General features: G+C 57.2%; 20 protein-coding genes. 4 read left to right on the top strand and 16 right to left on the bottom strand.

What is annotated here, in order from left to right:
• Nucleotides 1-155 precede the first annotated feature (155 nt).
• Complete coding sequence (locus tag BM062_RS08960) at nucleotides 156-1,295, bottom strand: YopT-type cysteine protease domain-containing protein (protein WP_175500935.1); 1,140 nt, start codon at nucleotides 1,293-1,295, stop codon at nucleotides 156-158.
• Nucleotides 1,296-1,563: 268 nt separating this feature from the next.
• Between BM062_RS08960 and BM062_RS08965 the strand changes: the two genes are divergently transcribed.
• Nucleotides 1,564-1,905, top strand: a complete 342-nt coding sequence (locus BM062_RS08965) for a hypothetical protein (protein ID WP_092395947.1) — start codon at nucleotides 1,564-1,566, stop codon at nucleotides 1,903-1,905.
• 441 nt (nucleotides 1,906-2,346) lie between these two features.
• Here the strand turns inward: BM062_RS08965 and BM062_RS24995 are convergent, their stop codons facing one another.
• The 4 genes from BM062_RS24995 to BM062_RS26230 all read right to left on the bottom strand — a co-directional run bounded on the left by BM062_RS24995 (nucleotide 2,347) and on the right by BM062_RS26230 (nucleotide 4,803).
• Entirely contained in the window at nucleotides 2,347-2,883 is a 537-nt protein-coding gene (locus BM062_RS24995) for a hypothetical protein (protein WP_139220016.1), read from the bottom strand.
• Nucleotides 2,884-2,923: 40 nt separating this feature from the next.
• On the bottom strand, nucleotides 2,924-3,295 hold the full coding sequence (locus BM062_RS08975; protein ID WP_139220017.1) for a hypothetical protein: 372 nt from the start codon (nucleotides 3,293-3,295) through the stop codon (nucleotides 2,924-2,926).
• 288 nt (nucleotides 3,296-3,583) lie between these two features.
• A complete protein-coding gene (locus BM062_RS08985; RefSeq protein WP_092395955.1) occupies nucleotides 3,584-4,282 on the bottom strand; it encodes a hypothetical protein in 699 nt (232 codons plus the stop codon).
• Nucleotides 4,282-4,803, bottom strand: a complete 522-nt coding sequence (locus BM062_RS26230; protein WP_371326568.1) for a PAAR domain-containing protein — start codon at nucleotides 4,801-4,803, stop codon at nucleotides 4,282-4,284. The genes BM062_RS08985 and BM062_RS26230 overlap by 1 nt, the downstream gene beginning before the upstream one ends.
• A gap of 421 nt (nucleotides 4,804-5,224) precedes the next feature.
• Between BM062_RS26230 and BM062_RS08995 the strand changes: the two genes are divergently transcribed.
• On the top strand, nucleotides 5,225-6,775 hold the full coding sequence (locus BM062_RS08995; protein ID WP_092395957.1) for a Fic family protein: 1,551 nt from the start codon (nucleotides 5,225-5,227) through the stop codon (nucleotides 6,773-6,775).
• 103 nt (nucleotides 6,776-6,878) lie between these two features.
• Here BM062_RS08995 and BM062_RS09000 read toward each other — a convergent pair whose 3' ends face one another.
• From BM062_RS09000 to tmpT, 6 genes are all read right to left on the bottom strand, one after another.
• A complete protein-coding gene (locus tag BM062_RS09000) occupies nucleotides 6,879-7,478 on the bottom strand; it encodes a hypothetical protein (RefSeq protein ID WP_092396132.1) in 600 nt (199 codons plus the stop codon).
• A 23-nt stretch (nucleotides 7,479-7,501) separates the two neighbouring features.
• Nucleotides 7,502-8,266, bottom strand: a complete 765-nt coding sequence (locus tag BM062_RS09005) for a DUF899 domain-containing protein (protein ID WP_092395959.1) — start codon at nucleotides 8,264-8,266, stop codon at nucleotides 7,502-7,504.
• Between the two features lie 28 nt (nucleotides 8,267-8,294).
• A complete protein-coding gene (gene gstA / locus BM062_RS09010) occupies nucleotides 8,295-8,906 on the bottom strand; it encodes a glutathione transferase GstA (protein ID WP_092395961.1) in 612 nt (203 codons plus the stop codon).
• A 112-nt stretch (nucleotides 8,907-9,018) separates the two neighbouring features.
• Nucleotides 9,019-9,705, bottom strand: a complete 687-nt coding sequence (locus tag BM062_RS09015) for a Vgb family protein (RefSeq protein WP_092395963.1) — start codon at nucleotides 9,703-9,705, stop codon at nucleotides 9,019-9,021.
• A gap of 57 nt (nucleotides 9,706-9,762) precedes the next feature.
• A complete protein-coding gene (locus BM062_RS09020; RefSeq protein ID WP_092396134.1) occupies nucleotides 9,763-10,989 on the bottom strand; it encodes a helix-turn-helix domain-containing protein in 1,227 nt (408 codons plus the stop codon).
• Nucleotides 10,990-11,064: 75 nt separating this feature from the next.
• Nucleotides 11,065-11,730, bottom strand: a complete 666-nt coding sequence (gene tmpT, locus BM062_RS09025) for a thiopurine S-methyltransferase (RefSeq protein ID WP_254785012.1) — start codon at nucleotides 11,728-11,730, stop codon at nucleotides 11,065-11,067.
• A gap of 268 nt (nucleotides 11,731-11,998) precedes the next feature.
• Here tmpT and BM062_RS09030 point away from each other — a divergent pair, with 268 nt between their 5' ends.
• Entirely contained in the window at nucleotides 11,999-12,286 is a 288-nt protein-coding gene (locus BM062_RS09030) for an XRE family transcriptional regulator (protein WP_092396136.1), read from the top strand.
• A 66-nt stretch (nucleotides 12,287-12,352) separates the two neighbouring features.
• Here the strand turns inward: BM062_RS09030 and BM062_RS09035 are convergent, their stop codons facing one another.
• The 5 genes from BM062_RS09035 to BM062_RS09055 form a co-directional block, all read right to left on the bottom strand.
• Nucleotides 12,353-15,346, bottom strand: coding sequence for a beta-galactosidase (locus BM062_RS09035; protein ID WP_092395967.1), 2,994 nt, complete (start codon nucleotides 15,344-15,346; stop codon nucleotides 12,353-12,355).
• Between the two features lie 654 nt (nucleotides 15,347-16,000).
• Complete coding sequence (locus BM062_RS09040) at nucleotides 16,001-17,080, bottom strand: SEL1-like repeat protein (protein WP_092395969.1); 1,080 nt, start codon at nucleotides 17,078-17,080, stop codon at nucleotides 16,001-16,003.
• Nucleotides 17,004-18,065 (bottom strand): tetratricopeptide repeat protein, encoded by a 1,062-nt coding sequence (locus BM062_RS09045; RefSeq protein ID WP_092395971.1) that lies wholly within the window; start codon nucleotides 18,063-18,065, stop codon nucleotides 17,004-17,006. Before BM062_RS09045 ends, BM062_RS09040 begins: the two co-directional genes overlap by 77 nt.
• On the bottom strand, nucleotides 18,065-19,960 hold the full coding sequence (locus BM062_RS26175) for a phospholipase D-like domain-containing protein (RefSeq protein WP_092395973.1): 1,896 nt from the start codon (nucleotides 19,958-19,960) through the stop codon (nucleotides 18,065-18,067). Before BM062_RS26175 ends, BM062_RS09045 begins: the two co-directional genes overlap by 1 nt.
• Nucleotides 19,957-22,740 (bottom strand): type VI secretion system Vgr family protein, encoded by a 2,784-nt coding sequence (locus BM062_RS09055; RefSeq protein WP_254785013.1) that lies wholly within the window; start codon nucleotides 22,738-22,740, stop codon nucleotides 19,957-19,959. The genes BM062_RS26175 and BM062_RS09055 overlap by 4 nt, the downstream gene beginning before the upstream one ends.
• Before the next feature lie 793 nt (nucleotides 22,741-23,533).
• Here BM062_RS09055 and BM062_RS09060 point away from each other — a divergent pair.
• The gene (locus BM062_RS09060; RefSeq protein ID WP_175500936.1) at nucleotides 23,534-24,571 is read left to right on the top strand and encodes an AraC family transcriptional regulator; all 1,038 of its coding nucleotides are present in this window, start codon (nucleotides 23,534-23,536) and stop codon (nucleotides 24,569-24,571) included.
• Nucleotides 24,572-24,606: the final 35 nt, after the last annotated feature.

The raw sequence follows: 24,606 nt of genomic DNA on the forward strand, positions 1-24,606 counted from the left end.
AGCGGCGTTACCATTTGACGCGCTTGCGGTACGGGACGATCGAGTTCACCCACACCAAGCGGTGAGCCGCGGAGAACGGTATTTATATTTGTACGAACGCGTAGACCGGATCCCGGATCCCTGATCGGCACTTCCGAATTGATTGTTACAGCCCACTAAAGCTCCGCTTCCTTCTTGCCGCCACGGCGACGCAAGTCGGCCTGGCTCTTCGAAGACGGCTTGCCTGCCTGATCAATCTCGGTAACAGATTGCCTTTCACTGTTGAGCTCGGAGCGAGATGGCGCGGAAGTTTGGCCGCTGTCCAGCAGGCTTCGACATAGTGCCGCGACCGGAGTATCGTCGAATTCGGGGTTGACAATACACGGTGCAATGTCGATCCGGGCAACAGTGTTCCCGAGATCCAACTTGATTTGTTCGTTCAGCGTTCTCAGAAAATCTGGCAGCCGATTATTGGGAACATGGAATTCTCCGTAGTTGGGATCGAACAATGTCATGTGTCCTTGGCCCGCATGATGGATTGCCCAGGTGTGCCGCGGTGACTGGCGCCCAGGAAGACTGAGCCGCAACATCGCATACCCGGTGATTGTTTCGAGCGCCCTGGGAAGCATCTCCATGCGCAGATTGGAATGCGAGTTGACGTGCAGCGCCATGCGATTGAGGTCGTTGATGGTCTTGGTGTAGATCGCATCGTGGGTTCCAGGCTTCGAACTCCACGCATCGATGCCAAGCAGGCGCCCGATGCTGAAATCGTCGGCGCGATTATCGCTATAGGCGCTCTGATGGATATTCGCATGGACCGTGCCTTCGAACGATGCCAGCGCGTTGAGCCGATCTGTGGCGGCGGCTAGCGGACTGGCTTCACGCAATCTCATCCATATATGGCACTGCCCATTGCAGGCGCCTTCCCAGCGGCTCATCTCTTCGTCGCTGAAATGGGTTAAGAATGCTGCACCCTGATTGGTTCGGGCCAGCAAAGCCGTCTTCAGGCCCGGAAGCAGGTCACCTCCCCAGTTCCTGTCTGACTCAATCTGTTCCGCCGATGGAATTGCGTGCGGGCCTTGGCTGCGAACGTCCCTGACAAAAGGCAGGCGCGCGGACCTGCGTGCCGGTTCCGGCCGGATCTCCGGCGTCGCGCTGGATACCCGGCGCGGCAATCCATCAAACGACTCACCGCGGCGCTGTCGTGCAACAGGCCGGGCGGGCTGAGCGGAAGCGTTCTCACCGTCAACCGAAGAATGCTCATCGACCGGGGAAAAAACAGGATGTTCGGCAGCCGAAGACACTTTGGGTGGCATAACGTTTCTATAGCACATGGATTGACATGCTCGCATCCTATGACGTCATGTTGGTTGGCATCGAGAAGAAACGAAACATGTTCCGCCAGGCCGAAACGGGCGTTCCACTGAATACCTCGTCACTCGTTCTTTGCCTGCCTCCCAGGCGCTTCATGGCATAGTTGTAACCGCGTGTAATGTGCGTCAACAAACCCTTTGCAGCACTCGTTAATTGCTCAGGTCCTCAGGAATTATCCGGGGGTAATCAAGATAACGTAAAGGTGCACAAATGAACAAATTAATCGCTACTTTGATCGCAGGCTTGTTTGCTACTTCTGTTTTCGCCCAAGGTGTTGCACCAGCTGCTCCAGCCGCACCGGCAGCCGCGCCTGCCGCAGTTACTGCCGCCACTACCCCGGCAGTCAAGGCTGATGCAAAGACGGAAGCAAAGACCGCTGGCACTGAAGCCAAGGTCAATACCGCGACAAGCAAGGCGCACCACAAGACTGTAAAAGCCAAGTCGGAAGCAAAAAAACCTGTCGCAAAAGAAAAGGCAGAAGCACCGGCAGCCAAGGCTGACATCAAGGCGCCTGTTGCCAAGGCCGATGTGAAAGAAGCTGCACCTAAGTAATCAGCATCACGCCGTGAACGTCGCGGCTGCAATCAAGATGGTGGCCATGCATGCGGAAAATGACGCGTCCATGGCCATTATCCGTTTCGATTGCGAAAGAGGTTTGCGTCAACCCTAGGGAATTCAGGCCCAGATGCGTATGCAGGCGAGCTGCGCGGCCATTGCCATATTGGCGAATCTTGACGGGATAGATCGAGTCTTTTTATTGTTTTTGATCGGTAGGGTGGGCACCCGTGCCCACGCTGAATTTCACGCACCAGATCCAAATCAGGAGCCTGAAAATTTCGGCTCCGATCGGCGAGACAAACAGCAACAGGCCAGTTCGATTTTCAGTGCCGACCTAAGTGGGTTCGATCCAGGTGCGGCCGTTGCTAAGCCGATGGGTTCTCACTACGAGCGATAAGCCGACATCAGAAATATAGTCGGTTCAGCGTTGCTTCTTTATGTACCAGACGGATTCTTGCTTGGTTTGTTTAATGGCGTTTCTGTACACACAATATCTTCACCCATGCTCCATTGCGTAAGCAACGTCGCGCCGGTGGAATCGCGCGAAAGGCAAAATATGCCCAGATAGTGATATCGGGCGCCAAAGTCGACAAGATAAGGCATTCCGTATTGCAGGGGCTTTGGTTCCGCCAGTATCTTTCCAGCTTGCCAGGTCTCGCCGTATTTGACACATTGGTCTGCGCTGGCTGGCAACGGTCGCGAACCACGATCTTCAGAAATATGCCAAGCGATTTTACCTTGCATGGGTTCCACGGTAATGGATCGCTGCCTTGCTCCTTTATCTTCCTCAGTCATCGCAGTCGAAAAGAAACAAGGAACGTCGTCCTTCAGAATGACCTGTGCCATTAATAATTCATGGATTGCTGACGCATCATAACCGCTAAACATTGCACCAGATTGGCTTGATATAGCAGAACCACCGACAAGCAAAATACAGGCAATCTGACGTTGTAGAAAACTGCGAAAAGGCATTTTTCAGTCCTCAATATGAGTTGTTGTCGGTAACAGTGAATTACCCGATGTGCATTGAGCCCCAGTATGAGTAGCGCTGCCCAAGCCAAACAAACACGATTGACACAAAGAGAGAAACAAGAACGGTGTTTCGCAAGAATCGCACTTCAGAAGGTATCTTCCTGACGGCTCCCCAAAAAATCACATTGGCAATCTGGCAGATAACGATGGAGAGGATGAGATAGGCTGCATAGGTCACGCCGACGCCAACATTTCTCATTTCGTACCTATCAAAGAAAATCGCAAATATGCAGTAAAAGACTGCCATCAGGACTTGCAGTGAATTCACGGCGCAGACAAAAAATCGCTTGGATAATCCAGTTTGCGTTTGCGCATGTAATTGCCTAACGATGACTTGATCCCCAGTACGCATAGTGCTGCCCAAGCCAAACTGACATGATCACTAGAGAAAATGCAGCCACGGCGATGTTTCGCAGATAGTAGACCTCGGAGGGAGTTCTCCTGACGAAAAACCAGTAGAGGAGATTTGTAATCTGGCAAATCGCAACCGATAACATGACATAGCCCATATATATGACGCTTGGACCGACATTCCTATCATCGTATTTGGCAAAAAAAATTGCAAAAACGCAGTAAAAGACCGCGAATACAATTTGCTGAAAATTTATCAGGCTGATGAATATTCGCTTGGTTAATTGCATTACCTCAATCCCTCATCAAACATTTTTTTTGCCAGTGAGGCCCAACGGGCGGGACTTTCTGCTGTCGCGTGGGCATAATAAAAATGCCCTTCCCCTTTGTTTCGGTCCTGCTGATGCTGAATGAGTGGCACTGCATTGATAAGATCGAGCTGCGTGATGCCAGCGTAGATGGGATCACCATGATCTGTCAAATTGACCACAACGACCTTTTTGATATTTTTGTTGATCTTTAATTTGTTCAAGAAATCACGATCGATCGGAGAGGCAATGAGAACTAGATGGCTTACGACGTGCCCCTGATTTGCGTAGAAATTTGCTGTTTGTGCGGCAAGTAGCGATCCATAGGAATATCCAATCATATTGAATTGCGTTGCCGATGAATCCATTCCTTTTGAAATAACCCATTCATCGTCGTCTTCATAGCGAATAAGCAGTCCGGCTCGAAGTGCATCAACAATTGGGCCTGCATCTACGCCTACATCATTGACTGCCGAATTGGTTAGGCCTGCATTAACGTTATGAATCCCAGCTGCATAGAACGCCTTTAACTGCGGCTCTACGTATTTTCCGTCCAGGCCGGCGCCACCCCAATACAGGGTCCCTCTAGGTTTCTTTACGTATACTTTGACGGGCTTGGTATCACTGCGCAATGTCATGACGGCTGTCATGACAACAATAGGAGCTAAGGGCAATGGCATTACATGCCCTCCGCAAAAATCTCGATCTTGATTTCCTCGCCCACATTGGCCGAAACCGTCTCTGTCACGCCCATCTCATTTGTCCGGCCTTCTACAACCCTGTCTGAATAATGCATACGATAGAGTCGATTTCGTAGCACTTCGCCCGTGCCATCGTCGATGAGATAAAAATGCTGATCAAATTCATGGCTCGATGCGGAACGGTCGTTGTTAGAGCTGAATGCGTTAGCGGACGAACTGTAACCAGCAGCATCATTGCCATTTCCGCCACCGAAGCTGGAAACCAAAGCACACCCACATTCGCTGACATGCCCATCCAAAGCTACCGGCACACCCATCACCCTGTACGACGGACATCCTTCAATAATCTGATTGATCCCATGCAGCGGACAATCCACCAAGTCCCCGACGCGCGCAACCGCCCTGCCAAGCACCTTCTTTGCAGGCGAGCCTGTCATCACCTGCCCGCCAAGTACGTTTTGGTCGCCGACCCGTATGATTCCTTTTCCAAGCACCATCATTTGTCTCTCCTCATTCATCTTCCCGTGCAGCGAAGTTCCATTGCCTGAATTCCGGGTCTGCTGCGTTGTGGGTCGGTGTTCAGCATGGGTCTTCAATCAAGAAACTGCTTCAGACGAATGACGGGTATTACTTGGCGGTCCGTCGAATGCCTGGCGGTGACGTGGTTTGCTAGTGCGCTAATATTATCTTTTAATTAATGTTGCAATATTAGCACGTAACATTCAGAATGAAAGCAGCGCTGGTCAAAGTCGACGCGGCGCGGAGTGTATGTTCTGGCCCCGCGCGACATCGAGAAGCGCTTCCCCGACGAGGGCGAGAGTCTATCCTGTCCGTATATCCGCTGATGTTTGACGTTTTTCAATAACAGCAGCTACTCTTAAAAAAGAGCAATGTGAAACTGAAGGACTGTGCAGATCTATCATGCCCAACAAGTTACCTATCAATTTGCATGACCTGCTGCACCAGCGTACTGTCGAAGGTGAGCGTATCGAATACAAGACGGGGTGGAATCCTGATCCGGTCTTGCGCACCATCTGCGCGTTCGCCAATGACATAGAGAATCTTGGCGGTGGCTATATCGTCATCGGGCAAGATTGCGATGCCAACGGACAGCCGGTCTTTCCGCCGACGGGTTTGCCGGACACGCAGCTGGACAGGATTCAGCAAGAGTTGCTGGCTTTTTGCAACCGGCTGCAGCCGCCGTATTTCCCGGCGCTGAGCGTGGAGCTTGTAGAAGGCCGGAACCTCATCGTGCTGTGGGCACCGGGTGGCCAGAACCGTCCTTATAAAGCGCCGGCGTCGGTTACTGCCAGACATAAAACCTGGCACTACTATATTCGCCGCTATGCCAGCACCATCGAGGCCAAGGGGGAAGTTGAGCAGGAACTGCTCGGTTTGACGGCTAAAGTACCGTTCGACGACCGCTTCCAGCAATCTGCCAAGATGGCCGATTTATCGCAGCCGTTGATGCAGGATTTCCTGGATCAGGTCGGTAGCGAACTGGCGGCAGGCGCGCATGCATTATCGGTAGAGAGTCTGGGGCGGCAGATGAATGTTGTCGGTGGCGCAAGTGAGTCGCCCTTGCTCAAGAACGTGGGTTTGTTATTTTTTAATGAAAGGCCGGAGCGCTTCTTTCCCGCCACGCAGATTGACGTGCTGTGGTTTCCCGAGGGCGCAGGCGGTGACCGCTTTGTTGAAAAGACTTTCGAGGGGCCATTAGGCCGCATGACGCGCGAGGCGCTCGACTATATCCAGCGTAATTATCTGCATGAAACGGTGATTAAACACCCGCAGCGTGCCGAAGCAGAGCGGTTCTGGAATTTCCCCTATGCCGCTGTTGAAGAAGCGCTGGTGAATGCGGTATATCACCGCTCGTATGAAGAACGCGAGCCGATCGAGGTGCGCATCAGTCATGAAGAGTTGGTCGTGCTGAGTTTTCCAGGCCCTGACCGTTCCATTCGCCTGGCTGATTTACAGGCAGGACGCGCGGTTAGCCGTCGTTATCGTAACCGGCGCATTGGCGAGTTTCTGAAGGAACTGGATCTCGCGGAAGGACGTGCCACCGGCATCCCTAAAATTCTGAAAGTCATGATGACGAATGGTTCGCCGGCGCCGGTGTTTGAGAGCGATGAGGAGCGCACCGCATTTGTGATCCGCCTGCCGATTCACGCCAGATCCCCAGTGGTTTCAGGGGAAGTGACCGGGGAAGTGACCGGGGAAGTGACCGGGGAAGTGACCGGGGAAGTTGAGAAGCTATTACTGGCACTCAATGGCGAGATGCCGCGTACGGGGCTGCAGCTGGCGTTGGGGTTGAGGCATGAAGATAACTTCCGCAAACTCTATCTGTTGCCGGCGCTTGAAGCAAAAATGGTCGAAATGACACTGCCTGCTGTGCCGCGCAGCAGCAAGCAGCGCTATCGCCTGACAGCTTTGGGGCGGCAGCGGCGCAGCGAAATCGAAGGCCGGCGCTGAGCGAGTTGATGACAATCGATGCCAGTGTGCGGCGTCGCTGCTGGCCTCGATTGTGCGAAGCGAATCACCATGTTCTCAGTCTTCTCGGGCATCCGTGCCCACCCTACGGTCTGTCGCTAGTGACTACTTTTGGCGCTTTCTGTCTGACGCTATGAAGCAAGCGGCCGCCGACATCAAAGCCGCGGCAAATTCCGTATGCGGTCACAGCGGTGACGGCTAGCATAGCCACAGCGTGAACACCCACTGCAGCTAGCGCCAGCATCAGCGAACCAGATGCGGTGATTTCACGCGCAGGCGTGTTTGTCATGCACAGCGGAATGAACGCCGGCACCAGCATCAATCCGGCGCCGTGCGCGGTGGACATCATGAAGGACCAGAGCGCCAGCCCGACGTGGCCTGCCGGCGTCCTGATCCGTTTGGTTTTGCGGCTCACCAGGTGATATCCCACGATCATCACAAGCAGCACGCCCGCCAAAACTTGCAACATCGCACGATCCGTAGCCAGCCCAAGCACCACTGCACCTGCCACCAGCGCGACCGATGCAGCGTGCCCAACCGCAATCGGCGCCAACGCCCGCAACGCCTGCGCCCGATCACCCGACTGCAGACCCCGGGCGGCGGCAAACATCCACCCGGTAGCAGGGTTGAGCCCATGGAGAGCCCCAACCCCCGCCACCGCCAGCCATGGCCAAAGGTTAGACATGATGCGCTCAGATAGCCAGTGCTTCAGGTATGCGCGCAGCAAGAAGAACCAGCCACTAGCCCCGTCTCATAGCGATCATGATGACGCACCCACTCCATCTTGTGCGGCACATCCCGCTCGCCGCGCCCCTCGGGCGTGAGGTCCATCATGTTGTACGCACCCATCATCACCTCCACGCCGCGGCCGTAGGTCGAATAGGTGTGGAAGATTTGACCCGCGTCATCCTTGTAGAACACGCTGACGCCCGGCGCCTCTTCGTGCGGAAAGGACTGCATGACATAGTTGTAGCTGACCTCGCCCTTGGCCCGTTCTTCCGGCGTGAAGCTGACGTTGAAGTCGTAATTGAAATCGCTGCCATGCGAGGACACCCACCGGAACCGCCAGCCCATACGCTGACGGAAGGGTTCGATCTCAGCCAGCGGCGCGCGCGAAATAGCCACCAGCGTGATATCGCGCTGCGCCAGGTGCGCGTTCATGCCGTCGCTGTGGTCGGCCATGAAAGAGCAGCTCGGACAGCCCTGCTCCCACCCCGGGCCGAACATGAAGTGCTGCACCAGCAGCTGGCGGCGGCCGCCGAACAGTTCGGACAGCGTGCGCCGGCCCTCGGCGGTGTCGAACGCGTAATCCTTCTCGACGCGCTCCCACGGCAGCGCGCGGCGTTCGCGGGCAACCTGGTCATGCAGGTGCATCAGTTCCTTTTCGCGCGCCAGCAGCGTCTTGCGTTCGCTCAGCCAGCGCTCGCTGGAGACCACGGGATGGTTCTTTACTTCGGAAATAGCGGTGTTCATGATGTGCTCCTTGACGGATAGCAAAGGGTCAGGCGGTTGCCGGTTGTTCGCGCCGCATCGCCGCTTGCACGGCAGGGCGGGCAGCGATGCGTTCCTGGAATGCCTGCAGGTGCGGGAACGGCGACAGGTCGAGGTTGACGAACGCTGACCAGCGCGTCACCACATACAGATAGGCATCGGCGATGCTGAACTGTTCGCCCTGCAGGAATGGCGTGAAGCCAAGCGTGGCGTCGATCAGCGCATAGTGCTTGCGCAGATGGGCCATGCGTCCGGCGCGCATTTCATCGCTGGTCTCTGGGTAGAACAAGGGCAGGTAGCCCTGGTGCAGTTCTGAATTGATATAGCCCAGCGTCTCCTGCAGGCGGTAGCGCGCCATGCTGCCGTTGGCGGGCGCGAGCTGCGCTTCGGGCTTCAAGTCGGCCAGGTATTGCACCACGGCCGGTCCTTCCGTCAGCACGCGGCCGTCGTCCAGCTGCAGTGCGGGCACATAGCCCTTGGGATTGATGGCGAGATAATCGTCGCCGTGTTCGGTGCGTTTGGTCTTGGGGTCGACCTTCACCAGTTCGATCGGCAGGCCAAGCTCGTTGGCAACGATGTGCGGCGACAACGAACAGGCGGATGGAATGTAGTACAGCTTCATGGTTTTGCTCCTTGGATTGAGGTTGATCAGGACAGTGTTTGAATCAGACCGGCGTGCGGCGTCCCTCGGCTGCGCCGAAGATATGGCCCTGCTCGCCGTGCTGCTGGGGTGATTACGACCCGGCGCCTTTCGGACGCCGCACGGCGCGCACCTTGCCGCTGCCGCCGCCGCCGCAGTAAAACAGGCCGGCGCCGTCGGATTCAAGCCCGCTGACGTTGGTGCCGGGCGGCATTTCCAGTCGTTCGAGCACGGCGCCGCTGTCCGGGTCGATGCGGCGGATTTCGCTTTCGTCGCCTTCCCATGTGCCGTGCCACAGCTCGCCGTCGACCCAGGTCACACCGGTGACGAAGCGGTTGGATTCGATGGTGCGGAGGATGGCGCCGGTGGCCGGATCGATCTGGTGGATCTTGCGGTCGCGGTGCTGGCCTACCCACAAGCTGCCCTCGGCCCAGGCCATCCCGGAGTCGTTGCCGTGGCCGGGCGCCGGGATCGAGGCCAGCACATTGCCGTTGGTGGGATCGATCTTGTCGATGCGCTGTTCGGCGATCTGGTACAGATGGGTGCCGTCGAAGGCGGTGCCGGCGTCGCACGGACAGTCCAGCGTGCGCGTGGTCTCGCCGCTCTCGGGATCGAAGGCGATCAGCCTGGCGCCGGTGGCGGCCCAGACGCGCTGGCCGTCATGGGTCACGCCGGCTATGCTGGTGGCGCCGGCGAAGGGGCCGTATTCGCGCACGATCTCGGCCGCGCGCGCCTTGGCCTGGGGTTTGTCTTTGCTGGGTGCACTGGCTTTGTGGGGCATTGCTGTCTCCTTGCGGTTGTCTTGTTGCGCGCCTCGAAGCGGCGCCGTAAGACAACTCTATTCCATCTGGAGCGCGGCGGGGAGTAACAAGATTGTCGTGAATCCCGCCAGCGGCGGCGACAGCCAGCGCTGCGTCCGCGCCCGCCCTATGGAGCGCACCCTTCCGGCGGCCTCCAGCTCGGCCAGCGCGCGCTGGATGGTGCGCTGGCTGGCGCCCAGGGCCAGCGCCAGGGCCGAGGTCGACCAGGCCGCGCCGTCGGCCAGCAGCGCCGCCAGCGACGCCTGGTCGCCGGCTATGGGCGGCGCCAGCACCACCACGGCGCGCTCGCCTAGCGGCTTGAGCACGAAACCGCGCGCGGTGGCTTCGATCTGCGCCAGTTCCGTGACTAGCGCCCGCAGGCGGCCGATCTCGACCCGCAGGCGCGCCCGGTGGGTGTCGTCGGGATGGCGTGTGTTGAATGCCGCCGCAATCAAGGTTTCCCGGTCGACATCGCCAGGCCATGCCTCGGCCAGCGCGCGCACCAGGGCGAACAGCACCGGCCGCCGCGCCAGCGGCTGCCAGGCGTTGCTGGCGCCGACACCCAGCCCGCGACGGCAGGCATCGATCACCAGCGCATCGGAAGCCAGCAGTGCAGCTACCTCATCAAGGCGCAGCGCCAGCTCGCCGCCGGCAAACAGGCGCCGGGCGGCGGGACGCTCAAGCGTGGCCAGCGCCTCCGCCACCTCTGCCAGCAGCGCCGGCACGCGCGCGCGACCGGCTGCTTCGTGCGCACGAGCCAGCGCCGCTCGTGCCGGGGCTACGCGCAACGAGCGCAGCGCCAGTTCCGCCGCAGCCAGTTCGGCCACCGCCGCCAAGGACGGCGGCAGGCTATGTCCATTGAGTTGCGTCAGTGTCGCTTCGGCTTCGTCGAGACGGCCAAGCAGCAACAGCCTGCGCGCCGCGATCAGGCGCGCCTGCAGCGCATTGGCGTGATCGCCATGCACCTCCAGCGTGGCTAAGGCCGCCGCCAGCGCGCGCGGCGAACTGCCAAGGTCGCGCACGGCCAGCGCCACCTCGGCCTCGGCGACCACACAGCGAGCGCGCGACAACTCCTCATGGGCACCGAAACCACGGGCGGCACGCCGCAGCAGCTCACGGGCGCGCGGGTGCTCGCCCAGCTGAGCCATGGCGATGCCGCGCAAGGCCAGCGCCGGCGGATCGTCGCGCAGGGCGACACGCTTGAGGGCGCCGAGCGCATCGCCGGCGGCGAGAGCCCGCGCGGAGGCGGTTATCAGGGAATCCATGGCGACAGGATACACCGCCGTGCTGGTGTCGCGGCGGGCTGGTGAGATTGCCGCCATCGACTGCGCTTTAACGCTTTATCTGCTGGTTTTTTGAAGGAGCCAGACAGTCTCCGTTGACGCAACCTTCCCCTTCAATCCGCCCACCACGTCCCTGATCTCAACGGACGTCAATTGGTAGGCAGCGCCGTAATACCGCCTTACTTCATCCTCGTTCACTGAAAACGGCGGGCCGTCGATCTTCGATTGGTCGTACACGTAAGAGACCAGCAGCTGCGGCGCCGCGCCGGTTATTTGCATCAGGTGCGCGGCATATTGCTTTCGCATGTCTGCCGGCAACGCGACCAAGGCGGCGCGGTCGTATATCGCATTTATGGGGCCAAGATATTCCGCAGACACGTCAAAAATATCGCCTACCCATATGTCGATATCGTCAGCGCTGTAGCGGGTCAAATTTCCCACGTTGGATATGTTCGGCGCCAAGCCGAGTTCTTTGAATAAGTCGTTAATGGCTTGTGCGCTCAACTCCGCTCCGGCAACGCGATAACCGCTGGCAAGCAGCCATGCAATATCGCGTGTCTTGCCGCACAACGGCAGGAATACGCGGCTGCCCTTTGCCAGGTTTAACTTTTCAAAATGCGCTGTCAGTAAAGGGTTTGCTTCGCTTTGATGAAAATTGATTTCGCCGCGTTTCCATTTTTCATGCCAAAAACTTGCTTCCATATAGGCCCTTAAATTCTTCATATATAAATAACATCCTACCAATTTAATGAATTAAGTAATGCACTAAGTTGTATGCAGTGCAAGGATACGAGTTAAAGCTAACTTTAAGTCAAGCCTTATTACTGCAGATGAAATAATGGATATGACGGAAGACGAACAAGAGCAAGCGAGATAGACGGCTTTTGGCTGACATGGCGCTGATGCACGGTTTTATAAAAAGCGTCAACCTTCTCTAAAACCTGAGATTGAGAACAGCGATGAACCGCAAGAAAAAATCAAGAGGTGAATGATGAACAGAAAACATATGGGCAGCAGTTTCGATACCTCGCTTGCAGAGGATACGACGCTGCACGAGATAACCGCCGTGGCCATTAAACGTGTGATTGCGTGGCAAATTGCAAGTGAAATGAAGGGACAAAAAATAACCAAGACTGCGATGGCCTGCAAGATGCATAGCAGTCGCGCTGCTCTAGATCGCTTGCTGGATGAAAGCGATATGAGCCTGCCCTTGACTACGCTGGCGGGCGTAGCGGCGGCATTAGGCAAGAAAATCAAGATAGAACTGGTTCCGGCCTGATTTCGAGCTGACTATGCCGGGGATAGCATGTGAAGTCCTCTTCTCCCCGGCAAGCCACCTCTTCTGCTACCCCACCTTGGTGAACTTCCAGCTCTGGTTACCCCCGCCATTGTCATCCCACAGCGTAATCGCAGACACATTGGTGGCGCCGTAGCTGGTGGGCGACGTACCCGAATTGTTATCGTCGATGACGCGCCCGCTCTGCACACCCTTGATTCCGTAGCTCACGCCATCCGGCCGCGGCACGAGCGCGAACTGCTGGTTGGCGCCGCCGTTGCCTTGCCATATTTCCAGCGCGGTGCCGTTGTCGGTCTTCTGTCCCGTCACGTCCATCACCAGGCCGCTCTTGATGTTGGTCAGCTGCCAGTTGCCGCTGGAAATGGTCAGCCGCCATTGCTGCTCTTGGCCGCCGGTGGCGGCGGCGATGCCGAGCCGGGTGCCGGCCGCCGTGCCGCCCTGGTAGACGCCTAGCAGCAGGCTGCTGATGGCGCTGGTGATGGTGTAGACGCCGTTGTTGACGATGGCCGGCAGGAAGCGCCACTGCTGGCTGAACGGCCATTGCTGGTTGGGATTGTCGGCCGGGTTGATGACGATGTTGGCGGATGCGCTGGTGGACGAGATCGACGTCGGTGCCTTGGATGCGCCGTTGATGTCCAGCAGCAGCTGGCTTTGTTTGCCGGCCAGGGTGTAGATGCCGGTGCTGACGCCGGCCGCTTTCCAGCTCTGGTTGGCGCCGCCGTTGGCCGCATACAGGATCACCGAGGAACCCGCGGCCGTGCTGTTGTTGGCGACGTCCAGCGCCGCGCCGGTGCTGGCGTTGACGATCTTCAGGTTGCCGAAGCTGTCGGTGCTCACCGTCCACCCCTGCGTCGCGGCGGCGCTTAGCGGCTGCACGCCGGGATAGGTGTAGGCCGATCCCGCCACCGCCGGCATCACGTCCAGGTACAGGCCGCTGTTGACGTTCTGCAGGAAATAAGTGTTGGCGGCAGGCGGCGGCACCGCTGTCGTGCTGGCGGGGCCGGTGATATTCTGCGGCATGCCGCTCGCGCCATAGAAGCTCAGGCTGCCCGCGCTGCCCTGGATGAATTCGAACACCACGATCGTATTGCTGCCGCTGGTCAGCCACACGCCGGGGCAGTACAGCCGCTTCTGCGGACCGGCGGCGGTCCAGTAGCGGCCCAGGTTGTGGCCGTTCACGAAGACATAGCCGCTGCCCCAGGCGGACATGTCGATGTACATGTCTTGCGGCGTGGCGATGTTGACCGTGGCTTTGGCAAAGAACGGCTGGCTACCGGCAGGCGCCGTGGCGCTGAAGGTGAGCGCCGCGACCTGCGCTGCCGACAGGGGCGCGAGCGCCATGCTCCAGTTGATCAGCGCGGCGCCGTTGGCGTAGACGTTCAGGGACAAGCCCTTGCCCTCGGCATTCATGCCGCCGGCGCCGTAGTTGACCCGTCCGAACGGCATGCAGACAATCTGCAGCGTGGCGTTTGGCGCGGCGTTGCTGATCGTCAGCGATGTGGTCGGAGACAATGCACCGTTGGATGCCGTGCTGAGCACCTGGCTGGACGCGCGCACGCCGTTGACGAACGCCAGCGCATAGTCGGGAGCGCGGTCAAAGGTAAGGGTGAAGTTGCCGCCGGATGCCGGCAGCGTGGTTTGGTAAATCGCTACGCCGGAGGGATATACGCCGGCGCTGGCCGGCTGGTTCTTGTTCAGCGCCAGCGCCATCGCTTCCATGGTTTGCGGCAGCCGGTTCTGGATAGTCAGGTTGAGGCCGGGCAGCAAGCCGCAGTAAGTCAGCTGGCTGCTCGGCACGGCGGCGATATCGCCATCGCTGATATGTGGGATGCCGGCTGGCGTGGCGGCAAACGGCACGCTGTACGACGCGTTGGCGACATAGGCAGCCTGGATCGGCGAAAAGTTCGGATTGACGCCGCCGGATTCCGAGACCGGCGCGCCGTAGTCGTAGGAGGTGATGGTTCCCTGGCTGCTGGAATCGCTGATGCCGTTGGAGCCGGCGGTAAACCCGAAGTTGGTGCCGCCATGCGCCACGTACAGCACAAACGAACACTGCGACGTGGTCAGCGCCGTGACCTGGTTCACAAAATCCCCGACATGCAGGGTCTGGCTGGCGTCTCCCCAATGGCAGATCCAGCCCGGATAACACTCCGCGCCGAACGCGCCTACGCCGTAATTGCCGGCGGCGGTCGCATAGTTGCCGGCCGATGCGCCGTCCGCGGTCATGCCGTAGGCGGTGTTGGCCGGCAGGGTGATATGGTTGTTCTTGAAGCCGTTGGCGTAACCGTCGCACACGCAGAATTTTTCCGCATAACCGAGCGCCGTCCATTGCTGCGCGATCGCGTTCGGATAAGTGCCGTCGTCGGGCGACCAGGAGGTGTACTCATTCTCCACCGCCACCAGCATGATCGGACCGCCGGCCGCCAGGGTTCGGCCCTTCACTACATTGTTGTAGAGCGCGGTGTTCCAGCTGTTGACGGCCGCCATGTAACTGGCGAAGTTGCCGCGGATCTGCAGGTTGCCGGCGCTGTCCCTGAACTGCGGATCGGCCAGCATGCGCGGCGGCAGGCCGCCGAAATCCCATTCGGCGCAGACGTAAGGGCCGGGGCGCAGCAGCACCCACATGCCGTTCTGCGCGCACAGGTCGATGAAGTGGCCCATGTTCTTGTCGGGCGAGCTGAAGTCGAATGAGCCGTCGGACAGTTCGTGGAAATTCCACATGAGGTAGATCGAGATGGTATTGCAGCCCAGCGCCTTGATCATCTTGATGCGATGGTCCCAGTATTGCGAAGGGACACGCGCCGGATGGATTTCGCCGCCGAAGAACTGGAACGCCGAACCATCCATGAACCAGTTGCCGCTGCTGTTCCAGGAGAGCGCGTGGTTGCCGCCGCTGGCGAACACGGCGTTGGTGGTGTTGCCGGCAGCAGCAAACGATTTTGCGCTCGGGGTAATGGCCGCCGCGCCGTCCTCGCCGCCCACACCGCAAGCCGCCAGCAGCGGCGTGACTACTGCATAGCCCAGGAAGTCTCTTCTTTTCATCGCCTGTCTCCTTTTTATGGATTTGTCGTCGTTTGTATGAAGCTACGTCACCTGCTGAGAAAAATTTTGGGGATGGTTTTGTTGCGGCAGCACATATCGGAAGGACGGAATGGCGGTGCGCCGGATTAATGATGCGCCGATTGTATGAGGCACCACGGCAGATATCCAATGAAGTTTCGCATGGCATCGATACCGTATTGGATATTGATTGCGTGGCTTGTGTAGCGTGTATTCAGGCGGGATTGGCGGGGATTTGGGGGTGGTTGATGTGAAAGAATATCCAGCAATGATATGTGCGAGTTTGTGCACATTCGATAGCCTGCATTGCAGGTGTATTTAACATTTAACCTGCGGTGGATGTCGCGTCGTATGACGCAGGAAAAACAAGACGCACAGCGACACGTTCCATCACTAATTCCAGCGCTCGGTATGAAGTATGTAAAACTGAAAGGATGCGATTAATATCGTGCACAGCAGAGGTATGGCATTCAATAAGCCTGCGACCAAATATCCAGTCTCGCCTTTCTGATCCATCTGCCTTTTTTAAATATATGCACCGCTTGGTTTGAAATAGCGGTAACGGGTAAATGGCTGGGAGCTCTTGTTGAGCTAGCTTGCGACGCTTGGTGCGGACTTTGGCGGCACAGGATGAATTTATTTGGCAGCGTTGATCAGGTCTTCCGATTTGCCGCTCCACTGTGGCAATTTTGTCGGGGGCAATGGTAAGACGTTGTCGAGATTAGGAAAACGCAGATCCGGGTTGTGTTCCAGGGCTTTCTTGAAGACTCGATAGCGATCAGCTCGTGAGTTATCAACACCACTAGGCGCGAGACCACCAACCTTCTGGAATTCGCCGGGTAAATAGTCAGCCGATCCGGCGCTTCCGAACTTCACTCCCTCGTGAAAATAGTGAAGGGCCCGTGACTTGTCCTTTTGAATGACGTCATATTCGATCCCCAGTGCTTCGGCGGCATCGCCATTGCCCTGCGCAAAAGCACATTCAAGCATTTTGAGGCCGATCACTTCATTGCTCCAGCGCTCACGTTCGGGTTCATCTTTTTCTAATGCCGCATTCAAGCTGCGCCCGATTGTAAATTGTGCATAACTGCTGCCCATGTCAGCTGCTTTTTGCCAGAATGCCCAAGCTGCTGTCGGATCTTTTTTGACTATGAAGCCATCGGCGTAATAGTTGCCCATCACTGCGTAAGCCAGCGGCACGCCCATTCGCATGGCATTTTCGGTTAGCGCCATCGCCGCCTCTGGATTCCGCGGCACGAGAACTTTGTTGGAATCTTTTAGGCCCCATACTCCTGTCTGGTATAGGGTCGCCAGATTATTCATCGCTTTCCAATGTTTGCGGTCCGCAGCCTTTTTATATAGTTCGATGATGAGCGGCCAATTTCGGTCGTCCTTCCACAGATCTGGCGTATCCAGCGCCAGCGCCACGTTCAATTCGCGCTTGCACGCAAACTCGGTGCGATGCGGATGGAATAGGTCAGGAATTTGGTTGCGAGGTAAATCGCTATTCCTGGAATGGACCGCTTGACATAACGCAAGACAAAGGAGGCTGAACACTAAATGATGATGCCAGGTTCGACAACGCTTTCTTGACGATATAGAAAATGGGGCCGCGATAAAGCGTGTCATGCTTGCCGAGCTATTTTGCTGAGCCAGACATTGGCTCCACAGAAACTGGGCGGGCTTCTCCGGCGGAATCCAGCAAATGATTTTCATCACCGTCCCAATACGGCAATTTGGCAGGTGGTAATGGCAATATCTTGTCCAGATTCGGGAAACGCAAATCAGGATTGTCTCTCAGTGCCTTGCCAAACACTTGGTAGCGGCGTTCGCGGTCATGGTCAACGAATGGCGCAGCATAATCTAACGGCCCACTTTCAAAGGCGATTTCGAGAGCATCTGCAGAGTCCTGGTCACCGAATTTCACCCCTTCCTGATAATAGGCTAGGGCGCGGTGCTTACCCTCACTAGTTTTCTGCCGTTCGTATTCCAAGCCAAGTTTTCTGGCCGCGGCGCCCTGACCTTGAGAAAGCGCACATTCAAGCATTTGCAGGCCAATTTTTTTATTAGCCCAAAAACCATCTTTGGGACTATCGTACGAGGCAAGCAATTGCGCACCTAAAAGGGTCTGCGCCCCGGGTGCGCCCATATCTGCAGCCTTTTGCCAAAAGGCATAGGCGACAGTGGCATCAGGTTTCAGCCCGCCTACGCCTTGCATATGATAACTACCCATGTTGTCCCATGCTTGTGGTACGCCCCAAGCCATCGCTTCTTCTGTCAGTTGTAATGCTTTTTCCGGATCTAGAGGAACGCCCTTGCCATGCAAATACAATCCGGCGAGATTGTTCTGTGCTTTCCAGTGCTTTCGCTGCGCCGCTTTCGTCCAAAGTACGGCAGCGGTTTTATAGTCCTTGTCTTCTTCGTACTTGTCTTCACTGGTCAATGCCATACCCTGTTCAAACCATAGATTGGCCTCGGGATCGATTGGAGGAACCACGGCTACCTGCTGGATACAGGTAAATTCAGTACGATGAGGGTTAAACAACGGCAACTGGCTATAGCGTAATTGATTGGACATAATATGGCGGTGTTCATAAGTGAATTGGGCAATGCCAAACAACAGGCATGCGGCAAGTAATGGCAAACCGAGACGTATATACCAAGGACTGCGGAAAAAAGAACGTAGGAAAGTTTTCTCCATTAACGAACCCGCATAGCGCTGCCGCCTGTGTCCCTGAATGGCACGACAAAGCTACCTTTCTCGAAAGCTTGGCTATTGCTTTTGCCGCCGTAATTTTTATCCATACGATCTTTCCATTTCTTGTGAGCTTTGGCAATTTCGTCACGCGAACCGCCACCACCGCTTAAATCGCCGCCCGCCAGATTGCCCCAAACGCGCGAGCGTGCATTGCTGGTGAAACCGGGATCTTCGGTAATCAGATTTAGCTCACTATCACCGGCCATCGAACGCGGGCTCAAATTGGCGCTGCCCAAGGTAGTGAAGGTATCATCGATCAGCATTAATTTGCTATGGATATAAATTTCACGATAGCGCTCTTCAGAATTCTTGCTTTTACTGGAGCCGCTGTCATCGAAGCTTTGCAGCATGGCGACCAGTACTTCGATGCCAAGCTGCTGGAGCTCTCTGCGAATCGATTTGATGTCCGATAAGTGATGATTATCAACAATATCTTTTGGGCCAGGACTCGCGATAGCCGCGACATCACCGTCAAAATAATTCATGCTCGGCGGCGGAGGATTGTTAATTTCTTTGGCAACGCGTTCGGTCTCTGTCTGGTAAGCAGGAAATTGATTGCCTGCCCCCAGCTCGGCCACGGTGGTATAGGTGCGCGGAACCATGCCGCGTTCTTCCGGATTCGGGATGACAATAAATACGTATAAAACCGGAATATCCTTTTTTACGACTTTGCCATCCTGATAGCCGGTCTGGTTGGCCTTGCGGATTTGCTTTATCCCTTGCGCCCACTCAGGCAAGAAGAAATACTGGTTCTCCGCGTAGATATATTGGATCGCATTGGAGAGCGCCAGCTGATAGCTTTCCCAGATGGTGGCGTCTTGTTCTTGCGGTTGAGTGCGCACAATCTGGCAGCGGTGTCCGACTGTGCAGGAGCTGCTTAAGCTGGCAGCACTGACCTTTGCGCGGGAGCCTAGCAAAGCGCCATTCGCCAATGGCTTGCCCAATTCCGTTTTTACGTCATCCCATGCTTTGGAAAAATTCTGGTTCAAACTATAGAGGGCTTCACCCTGGACGCGTATTGCATAGTCACGATACGGTTTGCGAATGACACTGCCAGCCCGATCCTGCAGATAGTCGGCCTCGCGGCGGTGGTCATTGAAAATATGGGAAGAGCTGTCCCAATAATCGGTAATCGAATTGAGGCCCATGACATAGCCGACAGCGCAGCTTGGGTCGGGATGTTCATAATCGATCAATACCGGCTTCTGGTGGTGGGTTGCCACTTCTTCCGTCAATAATTTTTCAATTAATGTGGAGGGCATGTCAGGGAAGTTTTTCGCCAGGCTATGCCGTGCGTCGCTCGATGGCACCGAGCGGGTGCGTATTTCAATATTCGGATAGTCACCGTATCGGATAGCTTTCCACCAGGCGATGCAATGATCCAGCCGCTGTTTTTCCAGTCCGTCGGGCGTGTGCCAAAGGCTTGGGCTGATGTAGCCGATCATGTTTCCTTGCTTTGTCGACCCGATAAGGTCTTTCCAGATCAGCAGGCGTATTTTGACGCCCTGCTTGCTCTTGCGAGCCAGAAGGTCGCCGAAGGTCTCGCCGCGTTGCCCCCATTTGCCGGGCTTGCGCACCAGCTCCATGGCCGGATCGAAACCCCAGCATACGAGATCAACGCTATAAGAGGCTTTATCGATATCGCCGGCAATACTGCCAAATCCTTCCTTGCCGCACATGAAAAATTGCAAGGCATTGTTGTTGTGGATCGGATGCGTGTCGCTACGATTTTCCAAAAACCATTGCATCGATCCCTGCGGTGCGCGCTGGTCGGAACTGGCTGGAATGTGTTCGTCTCTGCGAATAGATTTGAGATTTTTGTGAATGTCATAACTCATTGTGTTTCTCCGTCTTGCGCACCAGCCTGCGCACCGCGGCGAGCCTGGTCTAGTCTGCCCTTGTCTCCCAGACCGTCGGTGCGCAGGCCTTTGTAAGCGAGCTCCTGGTCGTTTTTGACGTTATCTTTATTGTCGAATTGTTCCAGGGTAGGCACCTTGAACACGCTGCCATTCGGCAGCTTGACGTCATAGTAATCGCCCGGCTTGATGTCTTTGATGTTCACGCGCCCCCATGCATCAGCCACATTTTTTTCCACCTCTGCTCCATTCTTGTAGAGGGTGTAAGGATGATTGGCATACATCGAGGTGGCAGACGTCGGCACGTGCGACAAGCTGAACACCAGATTGTCTTTTAGCGGCGGTGGCGGCTCAGGCAGTTTTGGCAACGGCTTATTGGCTGGTCCCGGCAGGCTATGCGTCGCGGCATGTGCTACGAAAATGCCATTCGTCCCATGCTCGATGCCAGCGGCATTGTACTTGGCGTAGCTGCCGCCGCCGTTAATCATCACCTCTTCCTTGGCGACGATGGTAATGCGATTGGCTGTGTGCGTGATATTGAGTTTGGCAAGAATATTGATGCCGTTGGTCAGCGCCTGCACGTCAATGTCGCCTCCGGCCGCAATCAACTTCATGCCGGCTTTGTACACGAACAACCTGAAGGTCTGGCGGATGCTGGCAAACAGGCTGTCGCCGCTGGCGATGGATAAACTCTTGCCGGTAGTGATCGCGGTGTTCTGGCCGCTCGCGATATGGGTGCTGCCGCTTGTTGTGGTTTCGATACCGGCAGGACTGGCCAGTACCAGGTGCGGTGCCGACAGCTCAGGAAAACCGCCATCGCCACCAGCACCGCCACCCTTGATCGCATCATTCTGCGCCTTCAGGATTTTCGCAATATCGACCTGCTGCCCTTGCTTTTCCTGCGCCCCCGCCTGCTGCGCCATGTCGGCCAGCGTTTCGTGCTGGTCGCGCGCGGAAGTGAGGCGCTGCACGGTCTCGCCCATGTCCTTGATATGCGAAGCGGCGCTGCCGCGGGCTTCGGTGGTGATCAGCATGCCCTTGGCCGAGCGCACCACGCCGTGCCCGTCGGTCCGCAATTCCCACCCTTCGCCGCGCGCATCCTTGCGGCCCGCATTGTCCTCGATGCGGGTGATATGCCCCAGGCTCAGCTGGCTATGCTGATGATCGCTTTTGAGCTGCGCCTGGATTTTTCCGTTGGAGTCGTCCAGGATCAGGTGATTGCTGCGGCCGCCAGGCTGATTGCCGCCGTCGGGCGTCAGCTCGCGGCTCCTGAAGCCCATCAGCGGCTGCTGGGTCGCCAGCTTCCACGGCGGCATGTTGCGCTGGTTGTACACGCTGCCGGTAACGATAGGCCGGTCCGGATTGCCGTCCAGCCACTGGACGACACATTCCGATCCCACCCGCGGAATCGATTTGGCGCCGAGCTCGCCGCCGGCCCATGAACTGGCGACGCGTACCCATGCCGAGCTTTTCTCATCGTTGTTGCCGATGCGGTCCCAGTGGAATTGCACGCGGATACGGCCGTATTCGTCGGTATGGATGCTGCCCTGTCCTGATGGACCGACGACCGTGACGGTTTGCGGCGACAGGATCCTGGTGGCGACGCTGTTGAAACCGCGGCCCGGCCGCCATGGGATGCTTTTGCGGATGCAGGTCAGGCGGTTGCTGTAGTCGGCTTTCTGGTCGGCCTGCTGCAGGTAATTGTTGCTGGCGATGTGATGCACGGACAGGATCAGGAATTCGCTCTTGCCTGCTTCTTCATTACTGCCGAAAGGATTGAAGGCAAAGTGGCCGGTCAGCCGGTACCAGCGCCCAGGCAGGACCGAGCGGTTATTGCCCGCCGCTTCAAAGTGCTTGCCTGACGCTTCGATTTCTTCCATGCGCAAGCGCGACAGCTTGTCGGCATCCTGCGCGTTCTTGACGCCGTAGGCGCCGACATATTCATAGGATTCGATGTCGAGCACATTGCCTTGCTTGTTCAGCGTCGGCACGCCGGCATTGATCGGCGCCGGGCTCTTGAAATTGAATCCTGACAGCGATACCGAGCCAGGCACGATCTGCCGCACCGGCGAAAACTCGCCGATGCCGTCTTCCTCGATCGCGCCGCCATGGCGCTGGAAGCGGATCTCCGGGCCGCCGTCGATCGCCGTCGCCTGCGTCGAGTCGTCGGTGACGATCAGCTTGTGGCCTTGCGCGGTGTGTTCGTAGTAATACAGCAGGCCGGCGGCTTCCAGGCGGCGGTGCACGTAGTTGCTGTCGGATTCGTTGAACTGGAAGGCGTCGGTCATCGCCGGGTCTTCGCCGCTGACGCGGAAATCCCAGTCGGCCAGCGTGCCGTAGTCGCTGAAGATGCTGTCGAGCTGCTCGCGCAGGGTCTTGCCGTGGAAAATGAAATTGTCCTTGCGCAGGTGCAGGTACTGCAGCCACGGCCTCAGTTTGGCCTGGTAGAAGCTGATGCTGCCGTCGGTCTTCACTAAACGGAATTCAAAGCAGTAGCCGCTGAAGTAGCGCAGGCTGCCGTCGGCGCGCACCAGCTCCACGGTAAACAGCTTGCCCTGCAAATCCTTGAGCGCCAGGCTGGCGTCGTCCGACAGCAGTTCTACCGTGAAGGCAAAATCGCGCGACAGGCTTTCCACGGCATCGAGCTTGTTGACCAGCAGCTGCGCATGCGGACCGTCGTCGTGCGGGAAAGAGAGACGCAATATACGATCATGCTGCCGGCCTTGTATCAAGGCCGACAGGGATTGAAGCAGGCTGCTCATGAGGGATTCCCCGAAATGGAATTGCTACCAGTGAAATATTATTTTGACAACATATCGTGCTGGTATATCAATTGATAAATATCCCACAATCATACCCGTTGCCATGCTTAATTGCTAAGGGGAAATGTCTGGAAGCGGCCGATTTTGCAAGAGTTAACACTCTTGTTGCCTATCCGGCCGCGGGCGGCGTTTGCCTGGAAAGACGGTCATGTTGCTCTGCACACGGCTCTGAAAATATTATTCATTTTGCCTGGTAACGCTATCAGTTCCAGGGCTGCTAGAGCACCGGTTCAGTTTCCCGGTCAAAACCGGGTTACCTGTCAATACTGTCAGTTGATTTCACGTATTCCTGCTCATATGCTGCATTACAGCAATATTTTGTAGCAGACTACAGCCGCTCAATTTGGCGCCAACAGAACGGCATTCGCATCAATACCATCCCGGCCGGGCGGGACGTCTGGCTCAGCCGATACCGGACCAAACATCGATAGGACCAGGATTGTCCAGCCGTCATGCGGCCTGGCATGACTTGCTGACGCTGACGTATTGCCATTGGGAGCCAAGAAGAATGCAACATGCGACGCCGTGCCAGGCCACGGACAAGATGCCGAAGCTGTTTGTGCGCCGCTCGGCCTCAGGGCCTGGTCCTGCCGGCAGCCCATGACCGGGCCGCATGTGCCGCCCTCTTTCCCATCACATTCAGACAAAGGATTCCGGCAGCTCCGTTTCCCGATTTCCACGCTGGCGAGCGATCGCAACAGTTTTCGAACAGATGCAAAGAAAGGAGAAAAAAATGAACCCCAGCCATCGCCAGGTAAGTGCGTTGACCTGCTCCACTACCTGGGTCAAGGGCGTGGCAGAGATGTTCAAGAATGTCGGCCTGGATGTCCCGGCGCTGTTCGCCGAGGCAGGCATGGATATCGCAATATTGAATGATCCTCACGCCAGCTATGCAACGGAAAAACTGTGCGCCCTGTGGAAAGTCGCTGCCCTGCGTTCGAATAACCCGGCGATCGGACTGTCGGTTCCCGAGGTGACCACGCCCGCCATCTTCGACGTGGTCGGCTACGCCATGATGTCCAGCGAAAACCTGTACGCCAGCCTGGAGCGGCTAATCTGCTACCTGCGCCTGGTGACCGACGCCGCCACCATCGCGCTTGTTGAAACAGACGGCGGCTACTGGTTTACGCTGGCCATCAACGGCGACATGCAGAAAAACGTGCCGCGGCAGCGCTTTGATTTCAACCTGATCACGCTGGTCACGTTCTGCCGCTGGGTCACCAAGCAGGACATCAGGCCGCTGGCGGTCGAATTCACCCACCCGGAGCCGGACGACCGGGCGCCGTACGAAGACGCCTTTCGCTGCCCGTTGCGTTTCGGGGCGGCAGCCAACCGGATCTTTCTTTCAAAGACAGACATATCCACGCCCCTGCCGTCATCCAATCCATCGCTGGCAAGCTTGCACGACAGGTACGCCAGCGAGCGCCTAGGCCGGCTCGACCAGCACCGCATCCGCGCCAAGACGCAGGACCTGATCATGCGCCGGCTGGCGGACGGCGAGCCGTTGAGAGCCGACATCGCCAGCGCGCTATGCATCAGCGAACGCACCTTGCAACGGCGCCTGCAGGACGAAGGCACCAGTTTCCAGGAGCTGGTGGAGCATACGCGCTACAGCCTGGCGCAACAGTACCTGGGGCAGCATCAACTGCCGATTTCGGAAACGGTTTTCCTGCTCGGCTTTACTGATCAGAGCGCGTTGTTCCGGGCCTGCAAGCGCTGGTTCAACATGTCGCCCAAGCAGTACCGCGACCATCTGCTGCTGTCGAGGTGATGCGCCGCATCGCTGCCCGGGCCGCATGGTCATGT

Origin of the sequence: Collimonas sp. OK412 (assembly GCF_900112135.1) — a bacterium.
GTDB classification, from domain to species: Bacteria; Pseudomonadota; Gammaproteobacteria; order Burkholderiales; family Burkholderiaceae_D; genus Collimonas; species Collimonas rhizosphaerae.